The organism is Streptococcus sp. HMSC066F01, assembly GCF_001837335.1.
GTDB lineage: Bacteria > Bacillota > Bacilli > Lactobacillales > Streptococcaceae > Streptococcus > Streptococcus oralis_S.
The window spans coordinates 55,272-78,957 of sequence record NZ_KV832119.1 but is presented as its reverse complement, the minus strand read 5'-3'; the positions used below and the strand labels follow the sequence as shown (position 1 = coordinate 78,957).

Sequence of the window (23,686 nt, the reverse complement as noted above, 5' to 3'; positions counted from 1 at the left end):
TCTCCTTTATTCTTTGTTTTCTTTGATTTCAGCCAGCATCTTTTCTTCTTCGGCTGTCAGTTGATAGTTTTCTAGCAGGTCAGGTCTGCGCTCGTAGGTTTTCTTTAGACTCTCATAGAGACGCCACTGGCGAATCTTTTCATGGTGCCCACTCATGAGCACATCTGGAACCACCATGCCACGATAGTCATAAGGGCGTGTATACTGAGGATATTCGAGAAGACCTGAAGAAAAGCTATCATCCTGGTGACTGGACTCCTTACCAATCACTTCTGGTATCAAGCGCACGGTCGCATCAATCATAGTCATGGCTGCCAACTCACCACCAGTCAGTACATAATCTCCTAGGGAAATTTCATCGGTTACCAAGGTCTTGATGCGCTCGTCATACCCTTCGTAGTGACCGCAGATAAAGATCAGTTCCTCTTCTTGAGCCAAATCCTCAGCGTAAGCTTGATCGAACTGTTTCCCAGCAGGATCGAGAAGAATGACACGGGGATTATTCTTTTCAATGGCATCAAAGGCATCGAAAATAGGTTGGGCACGGAGCAACATTCCTTGACCGCCTCCGTAGGGTTCATCGTCAACATGACGGGCTTTTTCAGCGTATTCTCTGAAATTATGGTACTGGATATCCAAGAGCCCTTTTTCTCGAGCCTTTCCAACAATCGAGTGCTCCAGCGGAGAAAACATCTCAGGAAAGAGGGTTAAAATATCAATCTTCATCATCTAGTCCTTCTAAGATTTCCACTTCGACCCGCTTGTTTGGAATATCAACATTGAGAACTACTGGCGGAATGTAAGGTAAAAGCAAATCACGCTTACCTTTTCGCTTTACCACCCAGACATCATTGGCACCTGGTTGTAGGATTTCCTTGATAGTTCCTATCAAGTTATCACCCTCGTAAACATCCAAACCGATAATCTCGTGATAGTAGAATTCACCATCATCTAAATCGTTCAAATCTTCCTCAGCGACCTTGAGACTATAACCCTTGTACTTTTCAATCGCATTGATATGGTACATATCTTTGAATTTGATAATGTCAAAGTTCTTATGCTTGCGGTGACTTGCGATGGTCACTGTTTGAACAAACTGATCTTTTTCATCAAATAAAGCAAGCTCTGCCCCTTTTTTAAACCGTTCCTCAGCAAAATCCGTCACAGACAAGACTCGCATCTCACCCTGTAGACCCTGCGTATTGACGATTTTTCCAACATTAAAGTAGTTCATCTTGTCTCCTGTATCTATTTCTATCCTTTATTTTATCACGTTCTAGGGTTTTTCACAAGTTGGAGAAAATCAGCTATAATCCAAAAAGTGCTAGTAGTTTCCTCTTTAACGTTAATTTATATTTGAAAGAAGAAATATTTATATTCCCGTTATACATATTACTATAAAATGTATACTCCCCAATTTGACCTTGACTTGTCTTCCATTTCATTCTTAAACTAGGTATAGTCTCAGGTAAATTTGTATGAATCAATAAGCATGTATAATTTTTTAAATTTTTGACTGTATGTATTTTATCTTGAACGACTAAACGATTACTTTTTGAATCATAGATTAAAGAATAAAATTCTACAATTTCAATATCAACTTCTTTTGGATAAAAATCAAATGGTTATAATGTTTATCATTTTTATTATGTTTAAACTCATAAACATGATGAAATCTCGTATGTAAGGAATCAAATTCGATTGGTTTAATTGCCTGAATTTCGATATTATTAATATAGGCCTTATTCTGGAAACTAATTTTTAAAATTACACCTATAAAAGTCAAAATCTGTATAATTCGTAATAACCAATCAATATACATCGCCCAGTCTATTTTTAAAAAATAATCAGTGTCCAATATCTCTCAAATCTCCCTTCAGAAAACTTTCCAAATCACGTTCATGCTGATACTTAATGGCTGCTTTTTTATCTTTGTCAAAGATGGTTTTGGTTAGGTCAATGTCGTTGATAGCCGCAATAGCGACCGTGTAGTGAATAATATCTGCCAGTTCTTTGGCTAGTTCCTCATTTGAGTCCTGGACACCCTCTTTTCGACCAGAGCGCCCATTCAAGATCTCGGCTACTTCTCCGACTTCCTCCACTAGCTTGATAAAGAGGCCTTCCTCAGTTCGAGATTGCTGGTAATGTTCGAGTAAGTAAGCTTGTAATTGTCTAAAGGTTAAATCCTTCATCTTCTCCTCCTCACAAAAAAGCGAGACATCTGTCCCGCTTTTTTTTTTATTTTTCATCGATAACGATTCTTACTTTTTTGTCTTCAGTTGGGACAGAGTAGACAATCGTTCTTATCGCTGAGATAGTGCGACCCTTACGACCGATTACACGACCGACATCGCTCTGGTCAAGATCCAAGTGATACTCCAAAAACTCTGGCGTGTCTTCGATCTTGATAGTTAAGGCATCAGGTTGTGAAATCAAAGGTTTCACAATCGCAATAATGAGATTTTCAATCGTATCCATCTGTCAACCTACTTTAAACTTATTTTGAGAATTTAGAATCGTGGAATTTTTTCAATACGCCTTCTTTTGAAAGGATGTTGCGAACTGTATCTGAAGGTTGAGCTCCATCAGCCAACCATGCAAGAACGCGGTCTTCTTTCAAAGTTACTTGGTTTTCAGCAACAAGTGGGTTGTAAGTTCCAACTGTTTCGATGAAACGTCCGTCACGTGGTGAACGTGAGTCTGCTACGTTGATACGGTAGAAAGGTTTTTTCTTAGAACCCATACGAGTCAAACGGATTTTAACTGCCATTTTTTAATGTCTCTTTTCTTATTTTTTATTTCGGTGAAATAGCTAAGCTATTTAGCACATGTTCTATTATAGCAGATTTCTGACAGGTGTCAAGAAAAAAACTTGACAGAGTTTTAATTTTTTTAACTACTAGAAATTTTTAGTAAAATCTTTTACATTTGAAATCAAACTCCTTTTAAGGTACAATGGTAGAAATGAATTTTTGAGAGGTTAACAATGAAAAAACTAGCAGCCCTTCTTTTACTATCCACTGTAGCCCTTGCTGGATGTACTAGTATCCAACGTGGTCTCCGTGGTGATGAATATGTCGACTCCAGCATCTCTGCTGAAGAAAGCTCAAAAGCAGCTGCTCAGACTGCCAAAGATTTGAATGACGCTTTAACCAATGAAAATGCCAACTTCCCTCAACTTTCTAAAGAAGTTGCTGAAGACGAAGCTGAGGTCATTTTACACACAAATCAAGGCGATATCCGCATCAAACTCTTTCCAAAACTAGCACCTCTAGCAGTTGAAAACTTCCTCACTCATGCCAAAGAAGGCTACTATAACGGCATCACCTTCCACCGTGTCATCGATGGCTTTATGGTCCAAACTGGAGATCCTAAGGGAGATGGTACAGGTGGCCAATCTATCTGGCATGATAAGGATAAAACGAAGGATAAGGGAACTGGTTTCAAAAATGAAATCTCCCCTTACCTATACAATATCCGAGGAGCCCTTGCTATGGCTAACACTGGTCAACCAAACACCAACGGTAGCCAGTTCTTCATCAACCAAAACTCAACAGATATTTCAGCTAAACTCCCTACTAGCAAGTATCCAAAGAAAATCATCGAAGCCTATAAAGAAGGTGGAAATCCAAGTCTAGACGGCAAACACCCTGTCTTTGGTCAAGTCATCGATGGCATGGATATTGTTGACAAAATTGCCAAGGCTGAAAAAGATGAGAAAGACAAACCAACGTCTGCTATCACCATTGATAGTATCGAAGTGGTAAAAGACTACGATTTCAGCAAAAAATAAGCCATCAACAGATAAGGAGACGATGACATGATTTTATTTTGGGGTTCTAAAGGTTATCAGAAAGATTTGGGACATACGCAAACAGCGATCGAATGTGGTCACTGTAACAATGTCGACACATGGGAGATCGTAGAAACTGGACGCAAATTTACCCTCTACTGGATTCCACTTTTTCCTTATGGTAAAAGTTACTTCGTTTCTTGTCCGATTTGCCACTACGGTAAAGAAATTGAGAAATCTGAAGTTGAAAACTATTTAAATTACTAGTCAAAAAAGCCAAGTCATTTCGACTTGGCTTTTTTAGCACCTTTAAGTTAGCTTGTTAAAGTCCCAGATTTGGTCCATCCAGCCTTCATAAAAGTCTGGTTCGTGGCAAACCATTAGAATACTTCCTTTGTATTCTTTAAGCGCCCGTTTGAGTTCATCCTTGGCATCTACATCCAAGTGGTTGGTCGGCTCGTCCAGCACTAAGACGTTATTTTCACGGTTCATCAAGAGACAGAAACGCACCTTGGCCTGTTCCCCACCTGACAAGACTTGAATTTGACTTTCGATGTGCTTGGTTGTCAAACCACAACGAGCAAGGGCCGCACGAACTTCTGCCTGATTGAGTGCAGGAAAGGCATTCCAGACAGCTTCAAGAGGGGTTTGACGATTGCCACCTTCTACTTCTTGCTCAAAGTAACCAAGTTCTAGGTAATCACCGCGTTCAACTTCCCCAGCGATTGGCGGAATAATGCCCAAGAGAGACTTCAAGAGGGTTGTTTTCCCGATACCATTTGCCCCGATAATAGCAACCTTTTGATTGCGTTCAAAGGTGAGGTTTAAAGGCTTAGTCAGAGGACGGTCATAACCAATCTGCAAGTCCTTGGCTTGGAAGATAAAGCGTCCAGGTGTACGAGCCGGTTTGAAATCAAAGGATGGTTTTGGCTTCTCACTTTGCAGTTCGATAATATCCATCTTGTCGAGTTTCTTTTGACGGGACATGGCCATATTACGCGTTGCAACACGCGCTTTGTTTCGAGCCACGAAATCCTTGAGGTCTGCAATCTCTTTCTGTTGACGTTCATAGGCTGCCTCCAGCTGAGATTTCTTCATGGCATAGACTTCTTGGAACTGGTAGTAGTCACCAGAGTAACGCGTCAACTGTTGATTTTCCACATGGTAAACGATATTGATTACGTCGTTGAGGAAAGGAATATCATGCGAAATAAGGACAAAGGCATTCTCATAGTTTTGGAGATAACGCTTGAGCCAGTCAATGTGTTCAGCATCCAAGTAGTTGGTTGGCTCGTCAAGCAGCAAAATATCTGGCTTTTCGAGGAGGAGTTTAGCCAAAAGGACCTTGGTTCTTTGTCCACCTGATAAGGCTGTTACATCTGTATCCATGCCATAGTCCATGACACCGAGAGCACGCGCTACCTCATCAATCTTAGCATCCAAAGTATAGAAATCTCGACTCTCCAAACGGTCTTGGAGCTCTCCTACTTCTTCCATCAGCGCATCAATATCCGCCCCGTCTTCTGCCATTTCCATATAGAGGTCATTGATACGAGCTTCTGCTTTAAATAGCTCATCAAAGGCTGTCCGCAAGACATCACGCACAGTTTGACCTTCCTTTAGCACAGCATGCTGATCCAGATAGCCAGCAGTCACATACTTAGACCACTCCACCTTTCCTTCGTCAGGTAACATCTTACCAGTCACGATGCTCATAAAGGTTGATTTTCCTTCACCATTGGCACCGACTAGACCTATATGTTCTCCCTTGAGGAGACGGAAGGACACATCTTCAAAAATTGCACGGTCACCAAAACCGTGACTCAAATTTTTAACTTCTAAAATACTCATTCTAATTCCTTATCTTATTTTTATGCAGTCCTTTATAGAGGACCCAAGCCAGATAGCCTCCCAGGGTATTGGTCCACAAATCATCAATCTCAAAGACCCGATTAAAGTCGAATAAAAAATCTAAAAGTAGTTGCGAGCACTCAATTCCTAGACTCAGTAGAAAACTGAGAAGGATGATTTTTTTGGTTTGTCGTAAATTTGGACAGAGATAAATCAGTTGAAAGACCAGAGGGAAGAGCAAGAAGACATTTAAAATGTTCTGCAAAAAGATCCAAATGACTTGTCCCAAACTAGTCACTTCACCCAGATTCCAAAGGGAGTTTAAGGGAGTTAAAAGAAAAACCAGGCGTCCAAAAGTTTGAATACCTGGAGTTTCCACTCCTGTAGGAAGTTGAGGCTGGGGAGTGAAGCAAAAACAGACAATGCAAAGACTGTAAATAGCCACTCCCAATCTTAAGATTAATTCTCTTTTTTTAGTCATTTTATGGATTTACCGCTGCGACTGCCTTCTGGCGGTCACGTTTCATTGTATTGGAGCGTAATTGTCCACAAGCTGCATCAATATCTGTACCATGCTCTTGACGGACAACACAGTTGACCCCTTTTTTCTTGAGGGTATCGTAGAAGGCCATCACGCGCTCTTTAGGACTACGGCTATATTGGTCATGCTCACTAACAGGGTTATAAGGAATCAAGTTTACATAAGACAATTTCTTGATGTTCTTGAGCAATTCAGCAAGCTCCAAGGCTTGTTCTACTCCATCGTTGACTTCATTGAGCATGATGTATTCAAAGGTCACACGGCGATTGGTTGTTTCGATATAGTACTCAATAGCAGCAAAGAGTTTTTCAATCGGAAAGGCACGGTTAATTTTCATGATGCTTGAGCGCAATTCATTATTGGGTGCGTGAAGGGAAACAGCGAGATTGACTTGTACGCCTTCATTAGCAAAGTCACGAATTTTATGGGCCAAACCTGAAGTTGAAACTGTGATGTGACGAGCACCGATAGCCATCCCCTTGTCATCATTGATGGTACGGACGAAATTCAAAACATTGTTGTAGTTATCAAATGGTTCTCCAATTCCCATGACTACGATATGACTGACACGCTCGTCTTGACCACGCTCATCAAAATATTTCTGAACCAGCATGATCTGCGCTACAATTTCACCGTTATTAAGGTCACGTTGCTTCTTAATCAAGCCTGATGCACAGAAGGTACAGCCGATGTTACAGCCGACCTGAGTAGTCACACAGACTGACAGCCCGTAGTGTTGACGCATCAGCACTGTTTCAATCAACATACCATCTGGCAACTCGAAAAGATACTTAACAGTACCGTCAGCCGACTCTTGTACAATCCGTTGTTTCAAAGGATTGACCACAAACTGCTCATTGAGCTTAGCAATCAAATCCTTGGAAAGATTGGTCATTTCTTCAAATGACTGGACACGTTTACGGTAGAGCCATTCCCAGATTTGATCTGCTCGGAATTTCTTTTCTCCTTGTTCTAATACCCATTCTTGCATGGCTTGACGTGTTAAACTATAAATAGACGGTTTCATCTCTTCTCCTTATTCTCTATCTATTTCTGACGAATGACAAAATGGCGCTGTCCCTTGTCCTCTTTCTGAGACTTTTGGTCCTTATGACGACGTCTATTTCTCTTATCCGCATTTGGTTTTCTCTTGTTTTGCGAAGGTTTCTTTCCTCTTCTAGGAAGGTTTTCCTCTTCCTTTTTACGCATTTTCTTGTCAAATGACGCACGCTTAGGTGCTTGGTTTTCTAAGACAAAATAAGCACAACCATAACTACAGTACTCCAAAAGATAATCTTGTAAGCGACTGATTTTTTCAATTTTTTCCTCTGTTCGATCGTCTTTGTAAAAACCGCGTAGGCGGAGCTGTTCATTGCTCCAGTCCCCCACGACATAATCAAACTTGGTCAACACTTCTGAGAAGCGTTGATTAAAGACAGTCACATCGAAAGCATCCTTGATATTTTCAACCAAGGTAAAAGCAATCCCTTCAGTCTCAACCTTATCCCCATTCACATGAAATTCTGGGCCAGGAAACTTGTTATAGTTGTATAATTCAGGTGCAATTTCTTTACGCATAGTCTTCCTTTTCCACGATTACTTAACACTCTATTTTACCATATTTTCTACAAGTTGGCACGAATATCCTGAAAATGAAAAAAGTCTGACGATTCTGTCAGACTTCTGCTTTATAACCTTAAAAAGAGAAGAACAATTCTTCCCTCCATATTTTATTATTTAGCTGCTGCGTAAAGTTCGTCTACCTTGTTCCAGTTAATCACTGAGAAGAAAGCTTTGATGTAGTCAGGACGCACGTTGCGGTATTTCACGTAGTAAGCATGTTCCCAAACGTCCAAGCCCAAGATTGGTTTTTTACCTTCTGAGATTGGTGTATCTTGGTTTGCTGTTGAAGTCACTTCAAGCTTCCCTTCTTTGTTAACAACCAACCAAGCCCAGCCAGAACCAAAGCGAGTTGTAGCTGCTGCTGTAAAGGCTGCTTGGAACTCTTCAAATGAACCAAATGTTGCATCGATTGCTGCTGCAAGTTCTGCTGAAGGAGCTGTTTTTTCTGGAGTCATCAATTCCCAGAAAAGAGCGTGGTTCAAGTGTCCACCACCATTGTTGATAAGCGCTTGGCGGATATCAGCTGGGATAGAATCTACATCAGCAAGCAAAGCTTCAAGGTCTTCACCAATTTCAGGGTGTTTTTCAAGAGCAGCATTCGCATTGTTAACGTAGGCTTGATGATGCTTGTCATGGTGCAAGTGCATTGTTTCTGCATCGATGTATGGTTCCAAAGCGTCATATGCGTATGGAAGGTCTGGTAAGATAATAGCCATCTGTAATACCTCTTTTTCTTTCTATATGAAAATGATAACGCAATCATCCTCTTTTTTCAAGTTTTTTGCTCAATTTGCCTCTGTCGCAATCTGCAAGAGCGCCTTTTCAAACAAGTAACTTTTTTCATAGACACCTGTTTTAATCTGGTAGTCTGTTTCAATCAAATAAGAAATCGCTCGCTTGAGAAAGGCCAAGGAAATCCCTCTCGAATCTCTCAATGCGAACTTGATTTGATAAGGATTAGGATTGCGTCCCAAATAAGTCCCCAGACTGCTTACAATCTGCGATTCCGACTGACCAGTCTCTGATAAAATCTTCACTTGGGTAAAGGTTCGAAACTGTCCTAACATGACAGCTATGAGCTTGATCTCATCCTCCCCTTGCAAGGTCAAATCTCTAACCAAGTCACGGGCCTGGTCGATCTTTTTGCCCAAGATAAGCTGAGTCAAATCAAAAATATTGTCCTGCAAAGTCTTTGGAATAGCCTCGACAATATCCTTCTCCTCTATCATGCCATCTGACTTATAAGACTGTAAAAAGAGGAGATTTTTCTGGATTTCGCTAAACTGAAAACCAGACTTGATGAGTAGATTTTCAAAAGACTTTTCCGCAAACTGCAAACCTTGTTTTTGGCTCCATTTTTGGAAATATTGGCGGAGTTCTTGTTCCTTGGGTTCAATAGCATCAAAAACAGTCGCATCTCGTTTGAGCAATTTGACCAACCGTCTTTTACTATCCAACTTTCCTTCCGCAAAAATCAACAACTTGGTTGTTGGCGAAGGGTTATCAAGGTATGCCTCAAATGACTTGAGCTCATCATCTGTTAAAAAACGTTTCTTGGCTGTTGTGATATCGACAAAATGGTCTAATATCACGATTTTCTCATCCGCAAAGAAAGGGAGACTGACCAACTCCAACTCTAAGTCTTTATAAGCCACTTCTTTCATATCAAAGTAAGCAAAATTGAGATCAGCTGGATCATAACCAATCTGCTTCAACACTTGACTCTTCATAACTTCAAACTGACCCTGGTCTGTCCCTGTAAATAGATTCAAGCTAGATAGATTTGATAACGTCAACTTCTGACTGTCTTCAATGGCTAGCATCTTCTCTCCTTTCTTCTGATTTTTCGATTTAATTAGTCAATATAGCGCAATTTCCCACGGAAATCTTCTAGTCTCTCGTACCCTTTTTCCTCCATAATAGCTTTCAGTTCATTGGTAATGCGTTCAAAAGCACCTACGCCTTCTTTGTGAAGAGTAGTTCCTACTTGCACCATACTCGCACCGCAGAGGATGTGTTCAAAGGCATCACGACCCGTAAGAACGCCACCCGTTCCGATGATTTGGATTTGGGGATTTAAACGTTGGTAAAAGGCGTGCACATTAGCAAGAGCGGTCGGTTTGATATACTCTCCACCAATGCCACCAAAACCATTTTTAGGACGAATCACGACCGACTCGTCTTCTATATAAAGGCCGTTTCCGATAGAGTTAACACAGTTAACAAACTTGAGCGGGTATTTGTTGAAAATAGCTGCCGCTTGATCAAAGTGAACAATATCAAAATATGGTGGCAATTTGATTCCAAGAGGTTTGGTAAAGTAGGCAAATACTTCTGCCAAGATACAATCTGTTGTCTCAAAATCATAAGCAATCTGAGGTTTTCCTGGAACATTTGGACAAGAGAGATTAAGCTCTGTCAGTCCTTTGAATTCACTCTCTTGCACTTTTTTCAAGATGGTATGTGTTTCTTCTGGAGACATGCCAACTAGAGATAGGAAGAAAGTTCGGTTTGGCTCTTTTTCCTGCAAGTCCAAAAGATAGTTCAAATAGTAGTCTAAGCCATTATTTGGTAAGCCCATGGAGTTGATAGAACCAAGTGGAACATCCTGGTATCGTGGCTCAGGATTGCCCTGACGAAAGTCCAAGGTCGCAGTCTTCGTAACAAAAGTACCCGCCGCTGAGTTTTTGACTCCTTCAAGCTCTTCTATCGTCATACAAGCCACACCCGCAGCATTCATCAAGCAATTGTCAAACTCAAAGCCAGCTATTTGTGTTTTCGTTGATACCATGATTCTGATCCTCCAGATTCCTTTTATTTCTAATATTATACCATACTTTAAGATTTTCTCTTTGAGAAACTAATTTCTATATAAAACGTTCGGTTTTGTAAATTGAAAGAATTTTTAGAAAATTTCTGTTTTTTTCTTTACACTCAAAAAAAATTCTGCTATAATGGCTCATGTAATAAAATATAACAACAAAAAGGAGAACGATATGACATCTGCTAAAGACTATATCCAAAGCGTGTTTGCAACTGTGAAAGCTCGTAACGGGCATGAGGCTGAATTTCTCCAGGCGGTTGAAGAATTCTTCAGCACTTTGGAACCTGTATTTGAAAAACATCCTGAGTATATCGAAGAAAACATCTTGGCACGTATCACTGAGCCTGAGCGCGTAATTTCTTTCCGTGTTCCTTGGGTTGACCGTGAAGGCAAAGTCCAAGTCAACCGTGGTTACCGTGTTCAATTCAACTCAGCTGTTGGACCATATAAAGGCGGACTTCGTTTCCACCCAACTGTAAACCAAGGGATCTTGAAATTCCTCGGCTTCGAACAAATCTTTAAAAACGTCTTAACTGGACTTCCAATCGGTGGAGGTAAAGGGGGATCAGACTTCGATCCTAAAGGGAAGACTGATGCTGAAGTGATGCGCTTCTGCCAAAGCTTTATGACAGAATTGCAAAAATACATCGGACCATCTCTTGACGTCCCAGCTGGCGATATCGGTGTTGGAGGACGTGAAATTGGTTACCTTTACGGACAATACAAACGTCTTAACCAATTTGATGCGGGTGTCTTGACTGGTAAACCTCTTGGATTTGGTGGTAGCTTGATTCGTCCAGAAGCAACTGGTTATGGATTGGTTTACTACACTGAAGAAATGCTCAAAGCTAATGGTAACAGTTTTGCTGGTAAGAAAGTGGTTATTTCAGGTTCTGGTAACGTAGCTCAATACGCTCTTCAAAAAGCGACTGAACTTGGTGCAACTGTTATCTCTGTATCTGACTCAAACGGTTATGTCATCGACGAAAATGGTATTGACTTCGATCTTTTGGTTGATGTTAAAGAAAAACGTCGTGCTCGTTTGACTGAGTATGCAGCTGAGAAAGCAACTGCTACTTACCATGAAGGTTCTGTATGGACTTACGCTGGTAACTACGACATCGCTCTTCCATGTGCGACTCAAAACGAAATCAACGGTGAAGCAGCTAAACGTTTGGTTGCTCAAGGCGTTATCTGTGTATCTGAAGGTGCTAACATGCCTAGTGACCTTGATGCGATTAAAGTCTACAAAGAAAACGGAATCCTTTACGGACCTGCCAAAGCTGCCAACGCTGGTGGGGTAGCCGTATCAGCGCTTGAAATGAGCCAAAACAGCCTTCGCCTCTCATGGACACGTGAAGAAGTTGATGGACGCCTCAAAGACATCATGACAAACATCTTCAACACAGCTAAAACAACTGCTGAAACATACGGACTTGGTACTGACTACCTTGCAGGAGCAAATATCGCTGCCTTCGAAAACGTAGCAAACGCTATGATTGCACAAGGTATTGTTTAATTAGTCGATACATCCTATCGGAGGACAAATGATGAACTTACGGCCAATGGAAGTAAGAGATAATCCAGCTGTAGCGCAGCTCATTCGAGCTAGTCTTGAAGAATTCGGGCTTGACAAACCTGGAACTGTCTACTTTGATTCTCATCTAGATCATTTGGCCGACTACTATCAACAGCAAGAGAGAGCAGCTTACTTTATTCTGGAAGATGAAGGTCAGCTGGTTGGCTGTGGTGGCTTTGCACCTGTGTCTGATAAGATTGCTGAATTACAAAAATTGTATGTCACTAAAAATAGTCGTGGCAAAGGTTATTCCAGTCGGCTGATAAAGCAGATTTTCCAAGAAGCACGTCTAGCAGGTTATGAACAGCTTTATCTAGAAACCTCTACTGAACTGGCTACGGCTGTGGCAATCTATCAGCACTATGCTTTTACAGCACTACAACAACCACTTTCTAACGCCGCCGGCCACCCAGCTATGAATATCTGGATGATAAAATCCCTCTCATCAGATGAATAGATGGCAGTATACTATGGTCGACTCGAGGACATCAGTATCAAGCTCCTCAAGACAGCTAAAACAACTTTTAAAAATGTAGCCAATGCTATAATAGTAAAGGTATTGTTTAAAATTCATTTGTTCAATCCTCAATCGCTCTGATTGGGGATTTTTGTATTAGTTTTAAAAAAGCCCACTATTTCTAATAGTAAGCTTAAAATCAAGATCTATTTTACCTCTACTAAGGCAAAAGACAGGCATTCAACTATTTCATTTACTGTTTCATCTATGTCTACATCTTCCTTATCATTCAACATCATTGGAATAATATAAGAAAGACTCAAAGCTAAAATATAACGAACGATTCTTTCATTAGACCAATCTCGGATAACACCTTTTTCTTTAAACTGATTCAGAACTGAACTAATTGGCTTAATGATAGAGTGAATAATAACATTCCCTAACTGGTCAGAAATAGTTTTATCAATAAAAGAACGACTCAAGAGAATTTTAACTTGCATTTGATTCTTCTGAATGAAAACCAGTCTATCTCGAACAATGCTTCTCAAAAATAGCGGAAAAGACTCTTGGTTTGCTGTAAATTTCTTCTCAGAAAAATCAGCAATCATATCTGGAATAACCTGTTCGAGAAAAGTTGACAGAATAGCCTCTAAGATGCCTTCCTTGGTCTTAAAGTAACTAAAAACGGTCCCTTCTGAAACTCCAGCCTCCTTAGCAATAAGGCTGGCTGTTGTATTTTCAAAGCCAATTTCTGAAAATAGCTTTAGACTTGATAACAATACTTGACGTTGTTTTAAACTCAAGTTGCTATTTTCTAATGTCTGAGCATACTTTTGTTCTAAACTTTCCATTGCTGGCACCTCTCTGCTACTCTCTTACTTTTACAACCTTCTTACCTCGAGTATGTCCCGACTTCAGGCTACGATATGCCTCTCTAACTGACTTTAGAGAAAAATCATAAACCTGGTCAATATTCAGCCGAACCTTCCCATCTGAGACCATTTCCGCTAGAGTGTTAAAATCATCATATGTGGAATGTCTCGGACCCGTGAACTGAGCTCCTTTTATCATAACATATGGTGAAGGTACTAGCGTTCCAATAGCCGTGCCCTTCAACCCCAAACTGAAAGCCAATTTAACATAATCACTTCCATAGCAATCCAAGAATTTTGTAATTGGCTTTGTACTTGCTGATAGAAGAGCATTCTGGATGTTTCCTTCGTAAGCTACTGGTATGGCACCTAAGGACTTTAGATAATCTGAATTTTTCTTACTTGCAATTCCAATAACTGTCGCACCTTTAGCAACTGCATACTGTACTGCGATACTTCCAATACCACCTGCTGCTGCTGAAATAACTACAACATCTTTAGAGTTTAGATCAATCTTTCTAAAAGCACCTCCCACTGTTAGAGAGGCTACACCCATAGTAGCTGCATGGTTCATATCAATCATCTCTGGTTTCAACACAATTTCTGATTCATTGACACAAACTTCTGTTGCCAAAGCTCCCCTCTTGGTACCCAATCCAGGGTCACTGATCATTGTTCCAAAAACCTTATCCCCTACTGCAAACCGATTTACTCCTTCACCAACTTCTGTGATAACTCCAGCAAAATCCCGACCAACACCTCTTGGAAAAAGAGATGATTTTGACTCAAACCAACGACTTGGCTTCCTGAGTTTTGTCATAAAAGATAGAAATCGGAGTGGCTTTGCACCTTCAAAAGTCTTATAATCAATAGGATTTAAACCAACTGCATGAACTTCTACCCTCACTTGATTCAGTTTCAAAGAATCAGATTTAATGTTCACTAAATCTAACACTTCTTCATCACCGAAACGACTATATTGTATTGCTTGAACAACCATTGTATGAACTCCTTTACACATCTACAAAATTGAGTGAGCACTCAATCATTTTTTTGATTATACACTTATTCTTCATAGATTTCAACTATACTGTTTCTACAATTTCTAACTAAGTTAGCTGTTCATGATAAAAATAGATCTATTTCCTCTTATGAAAGATTATCAAACTATAAATTAGAGAAATCCGACTGCTTTTATAAGCAGTCGGACTTTTATATATCTAATTTTTCAAAAAATTTGCCTGCAGACTGCTTTTCTTTTAGCTTCTCCAGCAGCTCGTTCTCCAGAAAAGGACTTAGCTCGTCAAAATCTTGGCAAACCTTAAAAACCGTCTCTCTATCCATCTGACCATAAGCTAATTCGTAATAGTCCTTATTATGATGCCAGTTCTGGTCATAGTTGACGTCTGTACGTTGATAGTAAACAATGTTTTGCTTCGGAGTCAGGTAAAGCTTCTGTGTTAGAATACTTTTCTGATCTTTGGACAATTTACTGCGACTAAAAATCTTAACACCTTGAAAAATCTTGCGCTCATGGATACCTTGATTTGTGACTTTCAATTCAACTCTTTTATAGTGCATATAGTCACCTCCAAAAATTACTTTCATTATATCAAACTCTGGCAGATTTGCAAGCAAAAGTGTCATTTCCAAAAGTCTTTAGTCGCCTCTAAAATCTCTTCTGTAGGCGTCACTGTAGCCTCAATAATGTTCTTGCCAGTCTTTTTCAGATAGGCTTGTATCAGATGATAGCCATAAGCATAGCCTGCAGCATAGGGCATACCAACCGGAATTTGACCCTGTATCTTCGCGATTTCATCACCGTATAGATAAGGAGCCATTTCCGCCATCCCCGTTAGCTGTAGCTGACTGGAGATGATAGGCTTAATCTCTTCTAACTGCTCGGAACTAGTTGAAGTGACCCAAGGTCCGATGAGATCCTCGCCATAGAGCTCAGCCGCAAAAGACTCTGCCAAGCCTTCACTGACTACCCAGTCTGCTAGTGTCGTCTGCTGATTCCATTTGATAAATTGGAAGCGGACATTATGGTTGCACTCGTGAGCCAACGCCGCCTGCACACGTGGTAAAGTATAGTCATTTGGTAGCAGACTAAGCATGAGGTATCCTGGAATTCCTCCATCTCCGCTGTAACCCTTATTGAGCTGTAGCATAGGTTTTTCTGGATTGCCCAATAAAATAGTAAAATGGTAATCCTCAACCACTAAGTCATAGCCAGCCTGCTCAAAAAGACCAATACTCCTCTTGATGGTATCTTGACAATTTTGCCAGAGTTGATCAGAGCTCAGAGCGTCGATAGCTGGTCTATCCTTTTCTGAGAGAGTTGAGGGTAACTGATTCATAAAGCCAAGTAGGAAAAGAGCATCAAATCCTCCAGGATACTTTGCTTTTAGAGGGATGTGTTGCGTTTGGTATTTCATTGCAAAAGGTGCTAATATTTTAGCTCGAAAGAGACCTTCTCTCTTTTCTAAAGGAAGCTCGAGCATCTCCTGATAAACTTTAACTGAACGAATCATATTGATTTGCATAATAATCTCCTTTCTTATCTACTATTAGTATAATCCCTTACCTAGGGTCAGAGTCAAGAAGAAAATTGAAATATCTATTAAAATTTCATTGAAATTACCTCAAACCGTTCGAAAATTACTTTCAATAAAGTTCTTTAATACTGAGATTATAATATCCGGAGTATCAATAAATTAAAAACTTACTTTTCTACTGTTCATAGGAATGATGATACTAGAAAAAAATAAATCCTGAAGGGTAAAAACTTGTATCATTTTTTATGGAAAGCCTATTATTCAAAACTTGTTTGTCTCCTAGATAAACTATATAATTAGTTCGCCCCTTTTTTGCCCCTTCTTAAACCAAAAGAAAAAACCGCTACTCCTAAGAATAGCGGTTTTATATGTTTTTTAAGCTACTAATGTAGTTGCTCTATTATTTAAGAGTAACTGAAGCTCCAGCTTCTTCCAATTTAGCTTTGATTTCTTCAGCTTCTGCAGTTGGAACGCCTTCTTTGATGACACCTGGTGCACCATCAACAAGTTCTTTAGCTTCTTTAAGTCCAAGACCAGTGATTTCACGTACAACTTTGATAACGCCAACTTTTTTGTCACCAGCAGCTGTCAACTCAACGTCAAATGAGTCTTTAGCAGCACCAGCGTCAGCAGCACCAGCTGCAGCAACAGCTACAGGAGCAGCTGCAGTTACACCAAATTCTTCTTCGATAGCTTTTACAAGGTCGTTCAATTCAAGGATTGAAGCTTCTTTAATTTCAGCAATAATGTTTTCAATGTTCAATGCCATTGTTATTTCCTCCAAATAAGTTTTTAATTTTATAATAGTTTATCCGTAGCTAGGCTACGCTGCGTAGCTTAAGATTAAGCTGCGTCTTCTTTGTTGTCTGCAACCGCTTTGACTGCAAGAGCAACGTTGCGCACTGGCGCTTGAAGTACAGAAAGGAGCATAGAAAGAAGTCCTTCGCGGTTTGGAAGAGTTGCAAGTGCAAGAATCTCTTCTTTTGATGCGACAGCGCCTTCGATTGCACCACCTTTGATTTCAAGTGCTTCAGCGTTTTTAGCAAAGTCGTTCAAGATTTTCGCTGGTGCGATAACATCTTCGTTAGAAAATGCTACTGCAGATGGTCCAACAAATACTGATGCAAGATCTTCAAGACCAGCTTTTTCAGCTGCACGACGCAAGATTGAGTTTTTAATGACTTTATACTCAACTTCGCTTCCACGAAGCTCACGACGAAGAACTGTATCTTGCTCAACTGTCAAACCACGAGCGTCTACAACGACGATAGATGCAGCAGCTTTCATTTTTTCAGCTACTACGTCAACTAGTTCCGCTTTTTTAGCAATAATTGCTTCACTCATTAGTGTGTTCACCTCCGTAATTATTTTGCTTGGGGAATTTTTCCAAAAGAAAAACGCGCCCAAACCTAGACACGAAAGTACAATACGCTTCTTTTTACATGATACGTTTTGTCCTCGGTAGGATCTTTATGAGTCGAGCTCCCCTACTGTCTTAGGCAGTTTTTTCAAACCGTATATAAGTATAGCATAGACAAAAAAAGAATGCAAGATTTTTGCAAACTTTTTTTGATTTTTTTAGAAATATTTTTTTAAATCTCTACTGTTAAAACTTTGCCTTGCTTAACTACCTGTTCTCCAGCGATATAAACATCATCAACATCACTGGATTTGACTGCATAAACCAGGTGAGAGAGCATATTTTTCTGAGGCTGAAGATGGATTTTTCCCTGTGGTTGAATGACCAGAAAATCTGCTTGCTTGCCAACTTCTAGGCTTCCTATCTGCTTTTCCATTCCTAGAACCTTAGCACCCTCTATCGTCAGAGCTTTGAGGGCTGTTTCAATAGGAAATTTGCTGGCATCTCCACTTTTCATCTTTTGAAGAAGGGCTGCGGTCCGTCCTTCCTCAAACATATCTAGATTGTTATTGGAAGCAACCGAGTCTGTCGCAATCCCCACTGCTACTCCTGCTTTTTGGAGTTGGATGATTGGAGCGATTCCAGAAGCCAGTTTGAGGTTACTAATAGGATTGTGAGCAATAGATACTTGAGAAGTTGCCAAGCGTTCAATTTCTCTCTCGTTTAATTCGACCCCGTGAGCAAAGACAGACGGATGATCTAAGTAACCCAATTCTTCTAGAAAGGCGAGGGGGCGTTTGCCGTATCGTTTGAGGATAATTCCTGATTCCTCCTTAGTCTCCGCCACATGAATATGGATAGGAATATTCAGCTCTTTTGCCATTTCTAAGCTCGCTTCCAGCAAGTCTCTACTACAGCTATATGGAGAATGAGGAGCTACCATAACCTTGAAATTTGGGTTTTCATATTCTAAGATTTCCTCTATGATGGCACGTGTTCTGCTTATGGTCTCAGCAGTTGTTTCTGTCTCTGAAGAAAAGAGGGTCGGTGAGAAATAACAACGCATCTTAGATGCCTTGACTGCCTGATAAATTTGCTCAATATCCACACCATTGGGATTATACATATCGTTGAAGCTTGTTGTTCCTGACTGGAGCATTTCTGTCAGAGCTTCTTTGACTGCCTTGGTAGTCATGTCGGGAGTAAAGCCTGCTTCTGCTGGCCAGATATAGTCAATGAGCCATTCGTGGAGATTGCTGTCATCCTGAATTCCTCGCAAACCTGTCATAGCAGAATGGGTGTGGCAATTGACCAAACCAGGCATGATCCAGGCTCCCTGATAGTCTATAATCTGCTCAGCTTGCTCTAAAATCTCTGGCTCCTCTTGGCCGACATAGACGATTTGAGAGTCCTTAACGGCTAAGATACCATCCAGATAGACATGGAAATCTTGGTCACAAGTCACGATATTTACATGCTGATAGACTTTCATTGTTTTCTCCTTCTAAGACCCTGATTTTTTCTAGCTATTGTAACAAAAAAGTCACCCGAAGGCAACTTTTTTTGTCCATAAGATTTCAAAATAGAAAGGATTATTTAGAGCTAAAAGCTGCAGCCTTTTGCATTTGGTAATACTTGCCCTTTCTAGCCATGAGATCCTGATGGTTACCATGCTCCACGATGTCACCATCCACCAAGACTAGAATCAGATCCGCATCCTGAATAGTTGACAAACGGTGAGCAATGATAAAGCTTGTGCGCCCCTTCATGAGTTTGGCAAAGGCATCCTGTACCAGCACTTCTGTCCGTGTATCGATGGAGGAAGTTGCCTCGTCTAAGATAAGAATCTTGGGAATAGCCAGAAAGACACGCGCAATGGTCAAAAGCTGAGCCTGACCAACAGAGAGTGATTCACCCGCATTTTCCAGTTTGGTATCATACCCCTGTGGCAACTGTTGGATGAAAAAGTCTGCATTGGCTGCTTTTGCGGCAGCAATCACCTGCTCCCTACTGGCATCAGGATTTCCAAAGGCAATATTGTCATGAATGGTCCCTTGCTTGAGCCAGGTTTCTTGGAGTACCATCCCAAACTGCTGTCTCAATGACGCTCGGGTATAATCATAAATGGACTGCCCATCTAACAAGATATCTCCCGAGTTAATAGGATAAAAACGCATGAGGAGATTGATAAGAGTTGACTTACCAGCACCTGTAGGACCAACGATGGCTACCTTGCTACCAGCTGGGATATCGATAGACAAATCCTTAATCAAGATCCTTTCAGGATGGTATCCAAAAGAAACATGCTTAAAGGAAATGGCTCCCTTAACTTGGTCACTGGTCAAGACTTCCTTACCTGTTTCAGCCACCTCTGGACTTTCTAAGACAACATAGACGCGCTCTGCGCAAGCGAGAGCACTTTGCAACTCAGCTAGCACTGAAGAAATATCGTTAAAGGGCTTGGTATACTGCTGAACATAGTTCAAAAAAGTTACTAAACGCCCAATGGTCAAGGTTGAACCCATCATGATACGATAAGCTCCTACTCCAGCTAGAAGAGCATAAATGAGCGCATTGACAAAGCGAGTCGAAGGATTGACCGTTGAGGAATAAAAGATGGCTGACTGAGAATAGCTTGCGTAGTTGGCATTCGCCTCGTGCAGTCTTTGGATAAACTCTGTCTGAGCATTGAAGGACTGGATAATGGTCTGCTGGCTAAGCGACTCTTCAATCAACTGAGTCTGAATTCCTCTCGTCTCTGTTTGCTTCTGGAAGAGATGATAGGAGCGTTTGGCAATAAAGCGTGAAATCACCATGGACAGCGGCGTCAACAGCAAGACCAAGAGGGTCATGAGAAGGTGAATTTGGAGCATGGCTAGAATACTAACCAAAATCATCAAAACACCAATGAAAAATTGATTGAAAATCATGGTCAAGCCAGCTGCCAACTGTTCTATGTCTGTAGTCACACGACTAACCATCTCTCCACTGCCCTGCCGATCCACAAAAGCAATCGGTAAACGATGAAGTTTATGAATGATTCGCTCTCGCAAGTCTCTGGTATAAGAGAAGATTAGACGATTATAAAGAAGAGGATTGGCCCATTGTACCAGAGTATTTCCTATGACTACCAAGATCATCTGGATGAAAATCTGCCAAAAAACTGGTGAAGAACCAGTTACGAGGACCTGGTCAATGACCTGCCCAATCAAGATAGGTAGGTAGATCGATAAAGCAACTTGGGCAATAGTTCCTAGAAAGGCTAGGAAAAGGAGGAAGGGATGGCTTGCTAAATCTATGGCCAAACGTCTGAGCGTCTGGTTTGCGGTTTGTCGTTTCATGCTAGTCCTCCTTTCCATGTTGGGATGCATTGATTTCGCGATAGACTTGGCTAGTCTTCATCAAGTCATCGTGCTTGCCGATAGCTAGGAGCTCTCCTTTTTCCAAGAGGAGAATCTGGTCTGCCATCTGTAAAGTTGAAGTTCGTTGAGAGATCAAGATTGAACTTGTATTTGGCAGATTTTCTCGGATAGCTCTCAAGAGATTGGACTCGGTAATGGTGTCTAGTGCCGAGGTCGCATCATCAAGGATGAGAAATGGAGCTTGGCGCAAGACTGCACGTGCGATGGACAGCCTTTGTTTTTGTCCACCTGAGAAATTTCGTCCTCCTGCCTCAACTAGGGCATCCAAAAGTCCTTCCTTTTCACTGACAAAATCCTTAGCTTGCGCAATCTCCAAGGCCTGCCAGAGTTGCTGGTCAGATACTTCTCGATTGAAACCTAGAGTCAAGTTGGAACGAATAGTTCCTTTAAAAAGTTCAACTTTTTGGGGTACATAGGCAATCCAAGACCGCCACTGCTCCAAATTACGAGGACTACGCCCATCTCGATAAAGGTCAATGCTTCCCTTATCCGCTGGATAAAGACCAAGTAAGACTTGCACCAAGCTTGATTTACCTGAACCAGTTCCCCCAATGATACCAAGGATTTGCCCTTGAGTCATATTAAAGGAAATGTCTCTCAGAGAAGCTTGAGCCGCATCGGGATAGGTAAAGGTCAATTCTTGGACTTGCAAAACCCGATCACCGGTAGCTTGCTTTTCTTCTAATTCTGAATAAATATCTTCTGGAGCTTCGGTAAAAACTTCCTCGATTCGCTGGGCTGAGATGTAGGACTGGTTGAGAGAATTGATCAGCATGGCGAGCTTAACCAATTCCACCAAGATTTGCAAGAGATAGTTGATGAGGGCAATGAGGGCACCTTGACTGAGTAAACCTCCTTGAATTGAAATATAGCCCTGCCAGATGATGACGAGAAGAGTTCCATTAACAATCAGATAGGTCAGAGGTGTTAACAAACTAGACCAGAAACCCGTCTTTTCTTGCAATCTAGCATAAACTTGGTTAAGGGTTTGAAAAATCTGTAACTCTCGTTTTTCCTGACCAAAAGCACGAATAACTCGCATCCCTTGCAATTGCTGGCGCGTTTCCTGAACCAGCTGGTCCGTTTTCTTTCTGAGACTACTGTAGAGAGGATTGACCAGTCGAGACAGACCGACAATGACAATCGTCAAAATGACAACCATAACTAAGAACCAGAAAGTCAGCTCAGCCGAGATGCGATAGGCCATAAAAATGGCTCCAAAAACGATAATAGGTGCTCTCAAAAAGAGGCGCAGGAATTGATTGATACCAGTCTGTATCTGGTAGGTATCCGAAGTCAAGCGAGTTACCAAGCTAGAAGTCGTCAGACGGTCTCTGCTGTCCTTAGGTAAAGAAAGAATATGACGATAGAGGTCGTTTGTCAATTCCTTGGCAAAACCTACCGCTGCCTTTGCTGAATAAAATTGAGCTACCAAGGCCACTAAAACGCCAATCACTGCAAAGATAAGGAGCAGGCCAATCTGCATCCAGAGATGGCCTTGATCTCTCTGGGGCAAGGCTTGGTCAACAATCCCAGCAATCACCATGGGAACTAAGAGCTCAAAAACAGCTTCTAGCAACTTGAACAGGGGAGCCAAAATTGATTCTTTGATATAGGGTTTGAAGTAAGATAGTAAGTGTTTCATAGATCCCTTCTATTCTTATTCTGGAAATGAAGAAAGTGGGAAGCCCCACCCTCTCAGTTTTATTTGTTTAAGTAAGGTAATAGATAGCCATATCCTGCTTCTTCCATCTCATCCTTGGCTACAAAGCGCAAGGATGCAGAATTAATACAGTACCGCAGGCCACCTAATTCCTGAGGTCCATCTGTGAAAACATGACCCAAGTGAGCATTTCCTGACCGAGAACGAACCTCGATTCGCTCCATTCCATGGCTCAGGTCCTTGTAATAGTGAATCAACTCCTTAGAAATCGGACGACTAAAACTTGGCCAACCACAACCTGAGGCAAACTTATCCTTAGCAAAAAAGAGTGGCTCCCCTGTCGTGATGTCTACATAAATTCCCTCTTCAAAAGTTTGGTCATAAGCATTACTAAATGGAGCCTCTGTAGCAGCCTCTTGCGTAACACGATAAGACTCTTCAGTTAAGCTTTCCTTTAACACCTCTTGACTAGGCTTTTCATAGTTAGAGGCGTCAATCAATGGCTTCTCAGCATCCGTCACATCGATATGACAATAACCTGAAGGATTTTTCTTGAGATAGTCTTGATGATAGTCTTCTGCTAAAATGTAGTGGCGAAGTTTCTCCACCTCTACTGCAATCTTTCGACCCAGCATACGCTCCTGCTCCTGCACCACTGTGTAGATAGCTGGCAAGTCTGCTTTATCCTGATAATAGATTCCCGTTCGATATTGGCGACCACGGTCATTCCCTTGTTGGTTAATAGACAAGGGATCAATGACTCGGAAATAATAAAGCAAAATCTCTCTGAGTGACACAGCTTTCTCATCATAAATCACTTGAACCGTCTCTGCATGGTCTGTTTCCTTGAGCAACTGGTAATTGGTCGTTTCGACTTGGCCATTAGCGTAGCCGACACTGGTTGCTAGCACTCCAGAAATTCGTGAAAAATACTCCTCTAGTCCCCAAAAACAACCACCTGCTAGATAAATTTCTGACATCTTTATTTCTCCTTTATCAAGTTTTTAACTAATACTCTTCGAAAATCTCTTCAAACCAGGTCAGCTTACATCTGCAACCTCAAAACAGTATTTTGAGCTAACTTCGTCAGTTCTATCCACAACTTCAAAACCATGTTTTGAGCAACCTGCGGCTAGCTTCCTA

General features: G+C 41.1%; 26 protein-coding genes and 1 other annotated feature. Of the genes, 4 read left to right on the top strand and 22 right to left on the bottom strand.

Annotated elements, in window-relative coordinates:
• Window positions 1-6: 6 nt before the first annotated feature.
• The 5 genes from trmD to rpsP form a co-directional block, all read right to left on the bottom strand.
• Window positions 7-726, bottom strand: a complete 720-nt coding sequence (gene trmD, locus HMPREF2655_RS07595; RefSeq protein WP_070838408.1) for a tRNA (guanosine(37)-N1)-methyltransferase TrmD — start codon at window positions 724-726, stop codon at window positions 7-9.
• The gene (gene rimM, locus HMPREF2655_RS07590; protein WP_070567581.1) at window positions 716-1,234 is read right to left on the bottom strand and encodes a ribosome maturation factor RimM; all 519 of its coding nucleotides are present in this window, start codon (window positions 1,232-1,234) and stop codon (window positions 716-718) included. The genes trmD and rimM overlap by 11 nt, the downstream gene beginning before the upstream one ends.
• Before the next feature lie 613 nt (window positions 1,235-1,847).
• On the bottom strand, window positions 1,848-2,192 hold the full coding sequence (locus tag HMPREF2655_RS07580; RefSeq protein WP_070838728.1) for a MazG nucleotide pyrophosphohydrolase domain-containing protein: 345 nt from the start codon (window positions 2,190-2,192) through the stop codon (window positions 1,848-1,850).
• A gap of 46 nt (window positions 2,193-2,238) precedes the next feature.
• Window positions 2,239-2,478, bottom strand: a complete 240-nt coding sequence (kphA, locus tag HMPREF2655_RS07575) for an RNA-binding protein KphA (RefSeq protein WP_000379617.1) — start codon at window positions 2,476-2,478, stop codon at window positions 2,239-2,241.
• Window positions 2,479-2,497: 19 nt separating this feature from the next.
• Entirely contained in the window at window positions 2,498-2,770 is a 273-nt protein-coding gene (gene rpsP, locus HMPREF2655_RS07570) for a 30S ribosomal protein S16 (RefSeq protein WP_000268760.1), read from the bottom strand.
• A gap of 216 nt (window positions 2,771-2,986) precedes the next feature.
• Here rpsP and HMPREF2655_RS07565 point away from each other — a divergent pair, with 216 nt between their 5' ends.
• Window positions 2,987-3,793, top strand: a complete 807-nt coding sequence (locus HMPREF2655_RS07565) for a peptidylprolyl isomerase (RefSeq protein WP_049479508.1) — start codon at window positions 2,987-2,989, stop codon at window positions 3,791-3,793.
• 27 nt (window positions 3,794-3,820) lie between these two features.
• Window positions 3,821-4,060: a zinc-ribbon domain-containing protein gene (locus tag HMPREF2655_RS07560; protein ID WP_000600214.1), complete on the top strand. Its 240-nt coding sequence runs from the start codon at window positions 3,821-3,823 to the stop codon at window positions 4,058-4,060.
• Between the two features lie 42 nt (window positions 4,061-4,102).
• On the opposite strand, the gene HMPREF2655_RS07555 is transcribed toward HMPREF2655_RS07560, so the two are convergent.
• The 7 genes from HMPREF2655_RS07555 to HMPREF2655_RS07525 all read right to left on the bottom strand — a co-directional run bounded on the left by HMPREF2655_RS07555 (window position 4,103) and on the right by HMPREF2655_RS07525 (window position 10,599).
• Window positions 4,103-5,644: an ABC-F family ATP-binding cassette domain-containing protein gene (locus tag HMPREF2655_RS07555; RefSeq protein WP_000025359.1), complete on the bottom strand. Its 1,542-nt coding sequence runs from the start codon at window positions 5,642-5,644 to the stop codon at window positions 4,103-4,105.
• A 1-nt stretch (window position 5,645) separates the two neighbouring features.
• Window positions 5,646-6,125, bottom strand: a complete 480-nt coding sequence (locus HMPREF2655_RS07550; RefSeq protein ID WP_070838406.1) for a VanZ family protein — start codon at window positions 6,123-6,125, stop codon at window positions 5,646-5,648.
• Between the two features lies 1 nt (window position 6,126).
• Window positions 6,127-7,212, bottom strand: a complete 1,086-nt coding sequence (gene rlmN, locus HMPREF2655_RS07545; RefSeq protein WP_000804751.1) for a dual-specificity RNA methyltransferase RlmN — start codon at window positions 7,210-7,212, stop codon at window positions 6,127-6,129.
• 20 nt (window positions 7,213-7,232) lie between these two features.
• Entirely contained in the window at window positions 7,233-7,763 is a 531-nt protein-coding gene (locus HMPREF2655_RS07540; RefSeq protein WP_001224366.1) for a YutD family protein, read from the bottom strand.
• Window positions 7,764-7,918: 155 nt separating this feature from the next.
• Window positions 7,919-8,524, bottom strand: a complete 606-nt coding sequence (sodA, locus tag HMPREF2655_RS07535) for a superoxide dismutase SodA (RefSeq protein WP_000974724.1) — start codon at window positions 8,522-8,524, stop codon at window positions 7,919-7,921.
• 69 nt (window positions 8,525-8,593) lie between these two features.
• Window positions 8,594-9,631, bottom strand: a complete 1,038-nt coding sequence (holA, locus tag HMPREF2655_RS07530) for a DNA polymerase III subunit delta (protein ID WP_000879619.1) — start codon at window positions 9,629-9,631, stop codon at window positions 8,594-8,596.
• A gap of 32 nt (window positions 9,632-9,663) precedes the next feature.
• Window positions 9,664-10,599 (bottom strand): dihydroorotate oxidase, encoded by a 936-nt coding sequence (locus HMPREF2655_RS07525; protein ID WP_000255179.1) that lies wholly within the window; start codon window positions 10,597-10,599, stop codon window positions 9,664-9,666.
• A gap of 205 nt (window positions 10,600-10,804) precedes the next feature.
• On the opposite strand from HMPREF2655_RS07525, the gene gdhA reads away from it, so the two are divergent.
• Together gdhA and HMPREF2655_RS07515 are read left to right on the top strand one after the other, a co-directional pair.
• Entirely contained in the window at window positions 10,805-12,151 is a 1,347-nt protein-coding gene (gdhA, locus tag HMPREF2655_RS07520; protein WP_000199520.1) for an NADP-specific glutamate dehydrogenase, read from the top strand.
• 31 nt (window positions 12,152-12,182) lie between these two features.
• Window positions 12,183-12,668, top strand: coding sequence for a GNAT family N-acetyltransferase (locus HMPREF2655_RS07515; RefSeq protein ID WP_070838726.1), 486 nt, complete (start codon window positions 12,183-12,185; stop codon window positions 12,666-12,668).
• Window positions 12,669-12,874: 206 nt separating this feature from the next.
• On the opposite strand, the gene HMPREF2655_RS07510 is transcribed toward HMPREF2655_RS07515, so the two are convergent.
• The 10 genes from HMPREF2655_RS07510 to msrB all read right to left on the bottom strand — a co-directional run bounded on the left by HMPREF2655_RS07510 (window position 12,875) and on the right by msrB (window position 23,523).
• The gene (locus tag HMPREF2655_RS07510) at window positions 12,875-13,519 is read right to left on the bottom strand and encodes a TetR/AcrR family transcriptional regulator (RefSeq protein ID WP_070534606.1); all 645 of its coding nucleotides are present in this window, start codon (window positions 13,517-13,519) and stop codon (window positions 12,875-12,877) included.
• Between the two features lie 16 nt (window positions 13,520-13,535).
• A complete protein-coding gene (locus HMPREF2655_RS07505) occupies window positions 13,536-14,540 on the bottom strand; it encodes an NADP-dependent oxidoreductase (protein WP_070534605.1) in 1,005 nt (334 codons plus the stop codon).
• A 212-nt stretch (window positions 14,541-14,752) separates the two neighbouring features.
• Complete coding sequence (locus HMPREF2655_RS07500) at window positions 14,753-15,121, bottom strand: EXLDI protein (protein ID WP_061599864.1); 369 nt, start codon at window positions 15,119-15,121, stop codon at window positions 14,753-14,755.
• 62 nt (window positions 15,122-15,183) lie between these two features.
• Window positions 15,184-16,086: a DUF2268 domain-containing putative Zn-dependent protease gene (locus HMPREF2655_RS07495; RefSeq protein WP_070838404.1), complete on the bottom strand. Its 903-nt coding sequence runs from the start codon at window positions 16,084-16,086 to the stop codon at window positions 15,184-15,186.
• 412 nt (window positions 16,087-16,498) lie between these two features.
• Entirely contained in the window at window positions 16,499-16,867 is a 369-nt protein-coding gene (gene rplL / locus HMPREF2655_RS07490; protein WP_001196964.1) for a 50S ribosomal protein L7/L12, read from the bottom strand.
• Window positions 16,868-16,941: 74 nt separating this feature from the next.
• Window positions 16,942-17,442 carry a 50S ribosomal protein L10 gene (rplJ, locus tag HMPREF2655_RS07485; RefSeq protein ID WP_001287273.1) on the bottom strand — a complete coding sequence of 167 codons (501 nt, stop codon included), beginning with the start codon at window positions 17,440-17,442 and terminating at the stop codon, window positions 16,942-16,944.
• Window positions 17,443-17,480: 38 nt separating this feature from the next.
• Window positions 17,481-17,616 (bottom strand) — a sequence feature (ribosomal protein L10 leader region).
• A 74-nt stretch (window positions 17,617-17,690) separates the two neighbouring features.
• Window positions 17,691-18,950: a TRZ/ATZ family protein gene (locus HMPREF2655_RS07480; protein WP_070838402.1), complete on the bottom strand. Its 1,260-nt coding sequence runs from the start codon at window positions 18,948-18,950 to the stop codon at window positions 17,691-17,693.
• 100 nt (window positions 18,951-19,050) lie between these two features.
• The gene (locus tag HMPREF2655_RS07475) at window positions 19,051-20,799 is read right to left on the bottom strand and encodes an ABC transporter ATP-binding protein (protein WP_070838400.1); all 1,749 of its coding nucleotides are present in this window, start codon (window positions 20,797-20,799) and stop codon (window positions 19,051-19,053) included.
• 1 nt (window position 20,800) lies between these two features.
• The gene (locus HMPREF2655_RS07470; protein ID WP_070838397.1) at window positions 20,801-22,525 is read right to left on the bottom strand and encodes an ABC transporter ATP-binding protein; all 1,725 of its coding nucleotides are present in this window, start codon (window positions 22,523-22,525) and stop codon (window positions 20,801-20,803) included.
• Between the two features lie 59 nt (window positions 22,526-22,584).
• Window positions 22,585-23,523, bottom strand: a complete 939-nt coding sequence (gene msrB, locus HMPREF2655_RS07465; protein ID WP_070838396.1) for a peptide-methionine (R)-S-oxide reductase MsrB — start codon at window positions 23,521-23,523, stop codon at window positions 22,585-22,587.
• Window positions 23,524-23,686: the final 163 nt, after the last annotated feature.